This is a genomic window from Rhizobium sp. SG2393, assembly GCF_042610495.1.
Lineage (GTDB): Bacteria > Pseudomonadota > Alphaproteobacteria > Rhizobiales > Rhizobiaceae > RU20A.
This window is the reverse complement of the sequence record NZ_JBHGAP010000002.1, coordinates 334,349-346,053: the sequence shown is the minus strand read 5'-3', so window position 1 is coordinate 346,053 and position 11,705 is coordinate 334,349. Positions and strand designations below refer to the sequence as shown.

The 11,705-nt window shown below is 64.5% G+C and carries 7 protein-coding genes; 5 read left to right on the top strand and 2 right to left on the bottom strand.

From position 1 onward, the window contains the following. Window positions 1–313: 313 nt before the first annotated feature. The 5 genes from ACED18_RS10395 to ACED18_RS10375 all read left to right on the top strand — a co-directional run bounded on the left by ACED18_RS10395 (window position 314) and on the right by ACED18_RS10375 (window position 7,511). Complete coding sequence (locus tag ACED18_RS10395) at window positions 314–628, top strand: DUF3467 domain-containing protein (RefSeq protein WP_377291780.1); 315 nt, start codon at window positions 314–316, stop codon at window positions 626–628. Between the two features lie 203 nt (window positions 629–831). After that, window positions 832–2,529 (top strand): HlyD family efflux transporter periplasmic adaptor subunit, encoded by a 1,698-nt coding sequence (locus ACED18_RS10390; RefSeq protein WP_377291778.1) that lies wholly within the window; start codon window positions 832–834, stop codon window positions 2,527–2,529. After that, the gene (locus ACED18_RS10385) at window positions 2,466–4,682 is read left to right on the top strand and encodes a site-2 protease family protein (protein ID WP_377291776.1); all 2,217 of its coding nucleotides are present in this window, start codon (window positions 2,466–2,468) and stop codon (window positions 4,680–4,682) included. Before ACED18_RS10390 ends, ACED18_RS10385 begins: the two co-directional genes overlap by 64 nt. Further along, on the top strand, window positions 4,675–6,648 hold the full coding sequence (locus ACED18_RS10380) for a prepilin peptidase (RefSeq protein WP_377291774.1): 1,974 nt from the start codon (window positions 4,675–4,677) through the stop codon (window positions 6,646–6,648). The genes ACED18_RS10385 and ACED18_RS10380 overlap by 8 nt, the downstream gene beginning before the upstream one ends. Continuing rightward, complete coding sequence (locus ACED18_RS10375) at window positions 6,648–7,511, top strand: efflux RND transporter periplasmic adaptor subunit (RefSeq protein WP_377291772.1); 864 nt, start codon at window positions 6,648–6,650, stop codon at window positions 7,509–7,511. The genes ACED18_RS10380 and ACED18_RS10375 overlap by 1 nt, the downstream gene beginning before the upstream one ends. A gap of 42 nt (window positions 7,512–7,553) precedes the next feature. Here the strand turns inward: ACED18_RS10375 and ACED18_RS10370 are convergent, their stop codons facing one another. Next, the gene (locus tag ACED18_RS10370; protein WP_377291770.1) at window positions 7,554–8,600 is read right to left on the bottom strand and encodes an ornithine cyclodeaminase; all 1,047 of its coding nucleotides are present in this window, start codon (window positions 8,598–8,600) and stop codon (window positions 7,554–7,556) included. Window positions 8,601–8,797: 197 nt separating this feature from the next. Next, window positions 8,798–11,359 (bottom strand): FAD-dependent oxidoreductase, encoded by a 2,562-nt coding sequence (locus ACED18_RS10365; protein ID WP_377291768.1) that lies wholly within the window; start codon window positions 11,357–11,359, stop codon window positions 8,798–8,800. Window positions 11,360–11,705 lie beyond the last annotated feature (346 nt).

Sequence of the window (11,705 nt, the reverse complement as noted above, 5' to 3'; positions counted from 1 at the left end):
TCCATTAGCTTCAGGTGCGGGAGGGAAGGACGACAGGGGATTTCAGGCCACGATCTCTGCGTAGGGAAACGGAGAGGATTGCTGTCGGCCACCCCTTCTGGATCGCGAAGACGTTGACGCGTGGCGGAGACAAGGCCTGTGGAATTGTCATCCGGTACGCGGCGTAACGGTAATATTGTGGGCAGGGCGGCTGCGATGTCTCCCGCGCCCGTTTTTGGGGAGAGAAACGGTCGAAAGTGCGACTGCATCCGTCTTCCCCGGTAAGCGTAACCCTTGGCCCGAGGGCCTGTTCTTCGATGAGAAAGCCAAAGCGATGACATCTGAAACCAAGCCTGCCGCCCCCGCAACGCCCTCTGAAGCCGTGATGCCGACCCGTGTGACGTGGGACGACAGCCAGATGCAGACCTCGTTTGCGAATGTGATCAACGTGATCAATTCGCGCGAGGAATTCACCCTCCTGTTCGGGACCAACCAGACCTGGAACGTGGTTGGCAGCAACTCGCTCGCTGTCAAGCTCTCCAACCGCATCGTGCTGACCCCCTACGCTGCCAAGCGCCTGCACACGCTGCTCGGCCAGCACATCAAGGATTACGAAGACCGCTTCGGTGTGATGCGGCTCGAGCCCTGATCTGACCTGAACCCATGGGGATCGTCGATGTCCAGCTGAACCCGGGCGAAGGCCAGGGTACGCGCGCCACGCGCGATGCATCGGGAGAAAACGATGCATCCGCCTGGACGTCGCTCACAAGCGATGATCCCCTTGTCTTCGCACGGGGTTGGCTGGCCGTCACCGGACGTTCCTTCCCACCCATCCGGCAGGGAACGTTGTTCTTGCGCGGTGCTGATCCCGCCGCGGCCATGGAGGCCTTGGCCGTCTGGGCGGCTCCCGGCCGGCCTGTCGATCTGGAGCGGCTGAAGGTGCTCGGAACCGACGCGCTGACCGCTGCCAGCGAACAGCGCGCACCCGCATTGGCCGCCGACGGTGAAACGGCGACGGCGGCGGTTCCCGTTCTGATCAATGGATCCATCGCCGCCATGGCCTTGGTCGAGGCGGTTCTCGAGGGCCCGACCGGCGGCCGGCGCCTGATGCGCCATCTGCAATGGTCGAGCGCCTGGATCGAAGCGTTTCTGCACCGTCAGGACCAGTATGCCGGTCGGGACGGCCTGCAGCAGGCAAGCTTCATCGTCGAGGCCATCGAGAGTGTGGCGACATCCGAGCGCTATCTCGATGCAGCCCGCGCCCTTGCCGGTCTTCTCGCCAACCGGTTTGCCTGCGGGCGCGTGGCGGTCGGCGTTCGCCGTGGACTGAAGAGCCGGCTGTCGGCGCTGTCCGAGAACGCGGAATTCGAGGGGCGAACCGAAACGGCCCGCGCCTTCGAGGCGGCCATGGACGAGGCGATCGACCAGGAGACCGTTCTGGTGTCTCCTTCGGGCGAAGCCGGCATTCGCCTCGTCGCCCATGCGCAGGACGGCCTGCGCAGGGCGCTCGGGGTCGATCATGTGCTGACTGTTCCCATCTTTACCGGGAAAGGCGCCTTCGGGGCTCTGGTCCTCGGCCGCGATGGCGCCCCCTTTACGCAGCGTGATGTGGATCTTCTCGATGCGATTGCCGTTTCTGCCGGTGGCGCGCTCTCGGCCCGGCATGAGGCGGATCGCAGCTTCATCGGCTTCGTGGGCCACCGCATCCGCCGGGCCGCCAGCGTGATACTCGGCCCGAGCTTCCTGCTCTTCAAGACCATCATCCTCGCCCTTGTCATCGGCACGGTCGCCCTTGCGCTCATCCGGGATACGGTGCGCGTCACCGCGCCGGGGACTGTCAACGGCGAGGCCCGCCGTGCCGTGAGCGCGCCGTTCGATGGCTATCTCCAGACCCAGTTCGCCCGCGCCGGCGATGTTGTCCGGGCCGGGACGGTGATTGCGGAACTGCAGGACAACGACCTTGTGCTGAACCGGCTGCGCAATCTTGCCGCCCGCAGACAGACCGAGGCCGAACGGGACCAGGCGCTTGCCAAGCGTGATCTCGCCCAGGCGGCCATCGCCCGCGCCGCGCTGGAGCAGAAGGATGCGGAAATCGCGCTCGATGATGAAATGCTGGAGCGTGCCCGCATCCGTGCGCCCTTTGATGCCGTGGTCGTCAGCGGCGACCTTGCCCAGTCGATCGGCAAGCCCGTCAGCCGGGGCGATGTGCTCTACGAACTGGCACCGCTTGACCGCTACCGGGTGACACTGAATGTTCCGGAAACGGCCATCGGATCGATCCGGCCCGGACAACAGGGCCAGCTCTTGCTGACAGCCCTGCCGGAACGGCCGTTTGCCATCGAGATCATCGCCGTCACGCCGGTCGCCCGTGTTGCCGATGGCGTCAACAGCTTCGAGGTTCTTGCCCATCTCGTTGATCCGGATAGCCGCGTGCGTCCGGCCATGGAAGGAACGGCAAAGATTGCGGCGGGTGAAGCTTCGCTCCTGTGGATCTGGACGCACAGCTTCTTCGACTGGCTGCGCATCCGCGTCTGGTCGTGGTTGCCATGAGTGGCGGTCTGACCCTCTACAGCGCGCTCTGGCATCGGGTGGAAGGCCTGAAGCCGCGGATGAAGCCGGGCGTCGCCGTCGAGCGGCATGTTATTCGCGGCGAGATCTGGTACGTGACGCGCGACCGGCTGTCGGCTGCGAGCCATCGCCTGTCCGCGCCCGTCTATGCCATCCTGATGCGAATGGATGGCGAAAGAACGGTGGCGCGCATCTGGCAGGAAGTGGTCGAGATCTTCGGGGCGGATGCGCCCTCGCAGGATCAGGTCATCCAGATGCTTGGCCAGCTCAGCACTTTCGATCTCGTGCAGGCCGACACGCTGGGCGACGGACGCGAACTGGCGCAGCGCGCCGAGCAGATGCGTGGCAAGCGCTGGCTGCAGCAGATCCAGAATCCGCTGTTCTTCAAGCTCCCGCTCTTCGATCCTCACCGCTTCCTCACGGTAACGGCGCATTTAATCCGGCCCTTCTTCTCGCCGCTCGGTCTCCTGATCTGGCTCGGCGTCATGGGGTGGTACGTGGTGCAGGGCGTCACCCACTGGGATGCCCTGACGCGCAATTTCAGCGATCGCCTGCTGGCGCCCGACAATCTCGTCATCCTGCTGCTGCTCTTTCCGGCCATCAAGCTCGTCCACGAACTCGGCCATGCCTATGCGACGCGCATCTTCGGCGGCGAAGTGCACGAGGTGGGCCTGATGTTTCTGGTCTTCATGCCCGCGCCCTATGTGGATGCGACGGCATCGGCGGCCTTTTCGGACAAGTGGCGCCGCATCGTCGTCGCTGCCGCCGGCATGATGGCGGAAATGCTTCTGGCGGCGGGCGCCATGGCAATCTGGATCAACGCGGAACCCGGCTTCCTGCGGTCGGCAGCCTTCAATACGATGATGATTGCCAGCGTCTCGACCCTGGTCTTCAACGGCAATCCGCTGCTGCGCTTCGACGCCTATTACATCTTCGCCGATCTCGTCGAAATACCCAATCTCGCCACGCGTGCTGCCAAATGGTGGTATTGGCTGGCCCAGCGCTACCTCTTCGGCATGCGCGAGGCCGTCAGTCCCGTGACCGGGCACGGCGAAAGCGTGTGGTTCGCGATCTATGCGCCAGCCTCGCTGGCCTACCGTCTGACTGTCGTCTTCTCGATCGCCCTTGTCGTCGGCTCCTCCTATTTCTTCATCGGCGTGGCGCTCGTTGCCTGGACGATGATCCAGAGCTTCGTCTGGCCGCTCCTCAAGGCCCTGCAATTCGTGCTGATGTCGCCGGCCGTCGGGCGCCGCCGGGTCCGCGCAACAGCGGTGACGCTGGGCGGTGCGCTGGCGCTTGTCGCACTGGTGGGCTATGCCCCGGTGCCGCATGGGACGGTTGTCCAGGGCGTCCTCTGGGTGCCGGATGAGGCGCGGCTGACAGCCGAGACCCAGGGCACGGTACGCCGGTTCCTCGTCGCTCCGGGCACGGTGGTTGCCGCCGGCACGCCGATCGTTGAGATGGAGGATCCCTTCATCCGCAGCGAACACAGGCTCGCCAAGGCGCGGCTGGACGAGCTCAATCGTCGGCTGACAGCCGCCGAAAGCATCGCGCCGGCCACGATTGCCGTCATCCGCAAGCAGATGGAATATGCCAGAGGTGAGCTTGCCAACACTGAGGCCCGCATGGCCGCGCTCATTCTCAAGGCGCCCGTGGCCGGCCGGGCGATCCTGCCGCGCTGGCAGGATCTCGTCGGCAGCCATGCGTCGCGCGGGACCGTGCTGGGCTACGTCATGCCGGATACACGCCCGATCGTCCGCGCCGTCGTGCCGGAGGGTGAGATTGATCTGGTCCGCAGCGAGACAAAGTCGGTCGCCGTGCGCCTGTCGGGCCAGATCCTGACGCCTGTCCCGGACGCGCGGCTTGCCCGCCTGGTGCCCGGTGCGGAGCGAAAGCTTCCCTCGCTGGCCCTTGCTGCAAATGCGGGCGGCCCCTTCGTGCTGGATCCGGCCGCCAAGGACAAGGACGTGGCCGTGCAGCCCTTCTTCGTGGCCGATATCGCGCTTCCTGAGACTTTCAGGCCGGAAGGCTGGGGCGAGCGGGTCTATGTCCGTTTCGATCATGGCATGGCCTCCCTCTTCGATCAGGCCTATCGCTCCGTGCGGCAGATGTTCTTGAAGAGGTTCAATGTCTGAGCACGTCGGTATCCCGCCCGTTCTTGCCCTGCCGCGCGGACCAGTCAGCGCCGCTGCGGCCGGTGAGCATCTCCCGATCGATCATCCCGTCACCTGGGCGCGCACGCGCCTGAGCCTCGCTACGCGGCTGTTTCGCGAGCGCCGCGTGATGAGCCATGCACGGGCGGCGGACGGCCTGCGCGCAGGCGTCCATACGCTGTCGGAAGAGATGTTGCAGGAGCGTGTCCGCGTGCTGTCCATCCAGCTCCGCCGCCGCGGGCTGAAATCCGATCTCGTCGCGGAGGGCCTGGCACTGGTCCGGGAAGTCGCGCGTCGAACGCTGGGGGTGGAGCCCTATCGCGAACAATTGGCCGCTGCCGCTGCCATCATGTCCGGCCATGTCATCGAAATGGCGACGGGGGAGGGCAAGACGCTGGTCGCCGCCACCTCGGCCGCCCTGCACGGGCTTGCCGGTCGCTCCGTGCATGTAGTGACGTCAAACGACTACCTTGCCGAGCGCGACGGCGCCCATGCCGTGCCGCTTCTTGCCGGACTGGGCCTGTCATGCGGCATCATCGTGCATGAGCGCACACCCGAGGAAAGACGCGTCGCCTATCGCGCCGACGTCACCTACATCTCGAACAAGGAAGTGGCCTTCGACTACCTGCGCGACAGGCTGCTGCGTGCCTCGCCGACGGAACAGCCGATGGTGTCGCGCTTTCGCCGCGCCATTGCGGCGGGTGAGGGCGGGCAGCCGATCCAGCGGGGACTGGATGTCGCCGTGGTGGACGAGATCGACAGCGTGCTGATCGACGAGGCGGGCACGCCGCTCCTGATCTCTGCCGAGGGACCGGCCCTCATCACGCAGGAAATTGCCGAACTTGCCTGGGCCATGGCTGGCGAGCTGCGCGAGGGCCCGCATTACGAGCGCTCCCGCCACGGCATTTCCGTCGAGATCACGGAGGCCGGCCGTCGCTATCTGGAAACGCGCCTGAGCGACAAGGGTCTGCCGTGGCTCATCGCCATTCGTCGCGAAGAACTGGTCCGTGCCGCGCTGACGGCGCGCTTCGTGCTGAGCCGGGACCGGCATTACATCCTGAAGGACGGCAAGGTGGTGATCGTGGACGAAAACACCGGCCGCACCATGGCCGACCGCTTCTGGGGCCACGATCTCCACCCCATGGTCGAGTTCAAGGAGGGCGTGCCGCTCTCCACGTCGCGCCAGTCGCTGGCAAGCATCAGCTTCCAGCGCTTCTTCCGTCGCTACCGCATGCTGTCGGGCATGAGTGGCACCGTGGCCGAAGCCGCGCCCGAACTGGCAAGTGTCTACCGTTTGCCGCTGACCCGAATCCCGCGCCGCCGCCCCTTGCAGCGCAAGGCGCTTGGCACGTCGATTTTTGCGGACCGGCAGAGCCTCTGGACTCATGTCGCCGGTGCCGTTGCCGGCTTCGTCGCGCGCGGTCAGCCCGTGCTGGTTGGCGTCACCTCGGTCAAGGAGGCAGTGCAAGCCAGTGAGGCCCTGGCGGCCCGCGCCATCTCGCACCGCGTCCTGAGTGCCGCTCAGGACCGCGAGGAAGCCGAGGCGATCGCGGCGGCCGGGGAGGCCGGTGCGGTCACCGTTGCGACCAACATGGCCGGACGCGGCACCGATATCCGCCTCGGGCCCGGCGTCGCGGAGGCCGGCGGTCTCGTCGTGCTGATGTGCGAGATGAACGATTCCCGCCGGGCGGACCGGCAGCTCATCGGCCGTTGTGGCCGCCAGGGCGATCCGGGTGCCTTTGCCGTCTATCTGTCGAAGGAAGATCGTGTGCTATCGGTCGCCACGCGTCCCTGGCAGTCCCTAGCACACCTGCCGATCGTCTCGACCGTCGCTTTCCGTCAGGGCCAGCGGCGCATCGAAACCGCGCAGCGCGATGCCCGTCGCTCTCTGGTGCGGCAGGACGAAAATCTGAGCCGCATGCTGACCTTTGCCGGAGGGCTGGATTGATGCCGAGACGTGTTTGCCGCTGGTGTGTGACCGCAGCGCTGCTGGTCGCCCCGCCTGCCCTTGCCGAGGAGAAGCCGGTAACGCCGGAAACGCTCGCCGTGCTGAATGCCGCCGCGGGCAATGCGTCCTGCCTGATCGAGGCGAACCGGATCATCAAGCTCTCAAGCCAGGTACAGGGAACCCTGTCTGACGTCTCCGTCCGTCGTGGCGATCGCGTCCGCAAGGGCCAGGTGGTGGCCTCCCTCGATTCCGAAGTGGAAGCCGCCCAGGTGGAATCGCTCCGCCTCAAGGCCGGCAATGAAGCGCTGATTGCCTCGAAGCGAGCGGTAAAGGCCACGCTGAAAGATACGCTCGATCGCCAGCAGACGCTGAACAAGCGGGGCGCGGCTTCGCTTCAGCAGATGCAGAAGGCGGAAATGGACTATGTGCTTGCCAATGCCGATGTTGAACAAGCCCTTCTCGACCAGCAATTGGCGCGCATCGACCTGAAGCGTGCAGAGGCCGCATTGGTGCGCCGCAACCTGCGTGCGCCGGTGGATGGTGTCGTCACGCAAGTGGCTCTGGATCCGGGCGAATTCGCCGATCCGCAGCAGATGGCAATGGAGATCGCCGAAACCGCCGTACTGCGTGTCGAGCTCTACTTGCCACTCGAAGCCTTCCCGCTGGTAAAGGTCGGCATGGCGGCCACCATCGCGCCCGAAGCACCGATCGGTGGCGCCTATCCCGCAACCATCACCAGCAAGGACGGCCAGATCGATTCGGCAAGTGGCCTCTTCCAGGTGCAGTTCGAACTTGCCAATCCCGACGGCGTGGTTCCCGGTGGCATCCGCTGCACAGCCCGCTTCGAGCCGGCCAAGAACTGATACGAGGCGCACGGGAGGATGAGCCGCCGATGGCGTGCGTCGTCAGCCGGCGCGCTGGAACATGCCAAACAGGTCGCGCGGATCGTCGGGATCGGCGATGATGTCGAGGTTCTGGTAGAAATCCGTGCCGGCGAGGCGGTCGCGGATATAGCGCAGCGCCGAGAAATCCTCGATGGCAAAGCCGACGCTGTCGAACAGCGTGATCTGGCCGGCATCTCGCCGTCCCGCGATCTTGCCGGTCACCACCTGCCAGAGTTCCGTGACCGGGAAATCAGCCGGCATCTGCTGGATCTCGCCTTCGATACGGGTCTGGGGCGGATACTCCACGAAGGTGTCGGCGCGCAGGAGAATGTCGCGGTGCAGCTCCGTCTTGCCCGGACAGTCGCCACCGATCGCATTGATGTGGACGCCGGCGCCGACCATGTTGTCGGTCAGGATCGTCGCATATTGCTTGTCGGCCGTGCAGGTCGTGATGATCTGCGCACCCTCGATTGCCGCCTCCGGTGAGGCGCAGGCAATGGCCGTGATGCCGGTGCCGGCGAGGTTGCGCACGGTCTTTTCCGTGGCACGGCGGTCGATGTCGTAGAGGCGCACCGTATCGATGCCGAGCACCGCCTTCATGGCAAGCGCCTGGAATTCCGCCTGCGCGCCATTGCCGATCATCGCCATCACCCGCGCCCCTCTCGGAGCAAGATGCCGGGCGGCCATGGCCGAGGTGGCCGCCGTGCGCAGCGCCGTCAGCAGCGTCATTTCGGTCAGCAGAACCGGATAGCCGGTGGAGACTTCCGCCAGAAGGCCGAAGGCGGTTACGGTCTGCAGGCCCTGCGCCATGTTCTTGGGATGGCCGTTCACATATTTGAAGGCGTAGATCTCGCCATCCGAGGTGGGCATCAGCTCAATCACGCCCTCGCGCGAGTGAGACGCCACGCGCGGCGTCTTGTCGAACAGCTCCCACCGCGCGAAATCCGCCTCGATCACGTCGGTCAGTTCCCGAAGCACCGTCTCGATGCCGATCGCATGCACCAGCCGCATCATGTTCTCGACGCTGACGAAGGGGACGAGGGCTTTTTCGGACGGCGGAATGAACATGCGGGCTCTCCTCTGGCGATATGTTCCAAGAGTAGCCTGCAGCGGTTTCTGGCCGAAAGAGCAAGGATGGTAAGAATTGCGCAGGGAAATGCGCAATTTGCTAGGAGCATTCGCGCAAAATGTCAGAGGCGCGTTCAAGAGAAACCCGCCGGCCTTTCGGCGGCGGGTTTCCTGAAGTCCGGGCTTTCAACCGCGCATCAGCTGCGCGGCTTGAGGTTTTCGGGGTCGTAGAGCGGCTTGTAGCCGACGGCGGCAACTTCCACCGGGAAGCTCTCGGCGAAATATTCGACGTTCAGCTTGCGGCCGACTTCGCAATAGTCGTGCGGCAGATAGGCGAGCGCGATGTTCTTGCCGATCGTCGGACCGAAGGCGACCGAGGTCGTGTAGGAGCGGCGGCCGAGGCTGTCGACCAGCACCTCGCCCGTCGCGGGATCGACCACCGGCATGGAGCCGACCGGGTAGCGCTTCACGCCCTTGCTGTCGGTATTGTCCGTCATGACGAGCGTGCAGAGCATGGCCGGTTGGTGCGGGCGCGCCTTGTATTCCAGGTGCTTCGCCTTGCCGCGGAAATCCGCCTCCTTGACCTTCGGACGGGCAAGATCGGCCTCGATGAGATTGTACTGGGTGATGAGGTCGGCGTTCTGCAGGCGCAGGCTCTTTTCCATGCGGCGCGAGTTGGCGTAGGTCTCGACGCCGAAGGCCATCACGCCGGTGGAGCGCAGCGCGTCCCAGACGGCAAGGCCATCCTCGTATTTCATGTGCAGTTCCCAGCCCTGCTCGCCGACATAGGAGATGCGGAAGGCGGCGACGGACTTGCCGGCGATCTCGATCTGCTTGATGGCGGCAAAGGCGAAGTTCTCGATGTCGAGACCGGCGGGGTCTGCCACCACCTTCTTCAGCGTCTCGCGGGCATTCGGGCCCCAGATGCCGATGGTGATGAACTTTTCCGAGACGTCGGTGATGGTGACGTTGAGACCGCGATCCTCGGCGACGCGCTTCATGTAGTGGAAGTCGCGCGGCCCGGCATCCGCACCGTTCACCAGCCGGCAGCGATCGGCCATGCGGAACACGGTGAAGTCGGCGCGCACCATGCCCTCGTCATCGAGGAAGTGGGTGTAGATCCCCTTGCCAATATTGGCGTCGCCGCCGATCTTGGCGGCACACAGCCATTCAAGCAGTTCGACGTGGTCTGGTCCCTCGATGTCCACCATGTGGAAATGCGAGAGGTTGACGATGCCGCAATCCTCGCTCATCGCCAGATGCTCGGCATTGGAAACGCGCCAGAAGTGGCGGTTGTCCCACTCGTTCTCGCGCACGGGAACACGATCGCCGTACTTTTCCAGGAGATGCTCGTTAGCCGCATAGCCGTGGGCACGCTCCCAGCCGCCGAGCTCCATGAAGTAGCCGCCGAGTTCCACCTCGCGCTCATACATGGGCGAGCGCTTGGCGCCACGGCCAGAGGCATAGGGTTCGCGCGTGTGCACGGCCGGGAAGTAGATCTTCTGCGCCGCCTCGTAGCAGCGGCCGGCGATGAAGTCCTCCGTCAGCTGGTGCGGGTAGAAGCGGGCATAGTCGATCGAGTTGTGGTCGATCTCGGTGCGCCCGTCCGTGATCCAGTCGGCGATCAGCTTGCCATAGCCCGGTCCATCCTTGACCCAGATGGCGACGCAGTACCAGAGGCCGCGCACCTTCTGGCTCTCGCCGCAGGAAGGGCCGCCGGCGGCCGACACCTGCAGGAGGCCGTTGAAGGAATGGCTCTCGTTATAGCCGAGTTCGCCAAGGATCGGCGTCAGCTCCATCGCCTTTTCGAGCGGCTCAAGGATCTGCTCCATATCGAGGTCGCGCTGCGACGGTGAGAGGCGTGCCTCGTGCTTTTCCAGCAGCTCGCGCGGATGGCACATGCGCGGATTGTGCTGCTCGTAATAGCCCCACTCGATCTGGCCGCCTTCGGTGGTCTTCGGATCGCCCGTGTCGCGCATATAGGCGGAGTTGCCCTGGTCGCGCAAAAGCGGGAAGCCGATTTCCTTGCCGGTGCCTTCGAATTCGTTGTACGGGCCGAAGAAGGTCAGCGGGTGATCGACCGGCATGACAGGCAGGTCCTCGCCGACCATTTCGGCGATCAGGCGGCCCCACAGGCCGGCGCAGACGATGACGTGATCGGCCATGATCGTGCCGCGGTGGGTGACGACGCCCTTGATGCGGCCGCCCTCAACGATCAGCGACTTGGCCGGCGTATTGCCGAACATCTGCAGCTTGCCGGTCTTTTCGGCGGCATCCACCAGCTTGCCGGCAACCGTCTGCGAGCGCGGAATGACGAGGCCGGCATCGGGGTCGAACATGCCGCCCATCACCTGATCTTCCTCGATCAGCGGGAACTTTTCCTTGATCTCGGCCGGCGAGACATAGTGGGCGCGCGTGCCGAAGGCGCGGGCGGAAGACAGCTTGCGCTTGATCTCTTCCATCCAAACGTCATCGCCGGTGCGGGCAACTTCAAGCCCGCCGATGCGGGCGTAATGGCCCATCTTCTCGTAGAAATCGATGGAATACTGCGTGGTCCAGACCGAGAGAAAGTCGTGGCTGGTGGTGTAGCAGAAGTCCGACGCATGCGCCGTCGAGCCGATATCGGTCGGGATGCCCGACTTGTCGATGCCGACAATGTCGTCCCAGCCCCGCTCGATGAGGTGATGGGCGATGGAGGCGCCGACAATGCCCCCGAGCCCGATGATGACGATTTTGGCCTTCTGAGGAAATTCTGCCATGGAACGCGACCCCTGATGTCTGTTTTGCCGGTGATCTTAGGGCCTTATCGTCAGACTGTGCAGCCTGTCTGCGACATTCTTCCAAAACTGCACGACGGGTTTTGTCGTACAGAGAACAGCCGCATGACCTGTGCATCGTCGTTTTCACACCCGTGCTTGACCGGCCCGTGGCAGCGATCAGGGCTTTACTCCGGCCACTTCATTAGAAAGACTGGAGAAGACAGATGCATGGGACGGGGCGCCGGAGATTTCGGCTTGCGAAATTCGGCGCCAAAGTTATACCAAATGGTAAAAATTCCGGGCGGAGCGCGGTCTGCAATCCTGATCCGGAGACAACATAAACGGG

Bases quoted from the DNA above. Each gene is read 5' to 3' on its own strand.
- ACED18_RS10395 (WP_377291780.1), top strand. From the start codon at position 314: ATGACATCTGAAACCAAGCCTGCCGCCCCCGCAACGCCCTCTGAAGCC.
- ACED18_RS10380 (WP_377291774.1), top strand. From the start codon at position 4,675: ATGTCTGAGCACGTCGGTATCCCGCCCGTTCTTGCCCTGCCGCGCGGA.
- ACED18_RS10375 (WP_377291772.1), top strand. From the start codon at position 6,648: ATGCCGAGACGTGTTTGCCGCTGGTGTGTGACCGCAGCGCTGCTGGTC.
- ACED18_RS10370 (WP_377291770.1), bottom strand. From the start codon at position 8,600: ATGTTCATTCCGCCGTCCGAAAAAGCCCTCGTCCCCTTCGTCAGCGTC.
- ACED18_RS10365 (WP_377291768.1), bottom strand. From the start codon at position 11,359: ATGGCAGAATTTCCTCAGAAGGCCAAAATCGTCATCATCGGGCTCGGG.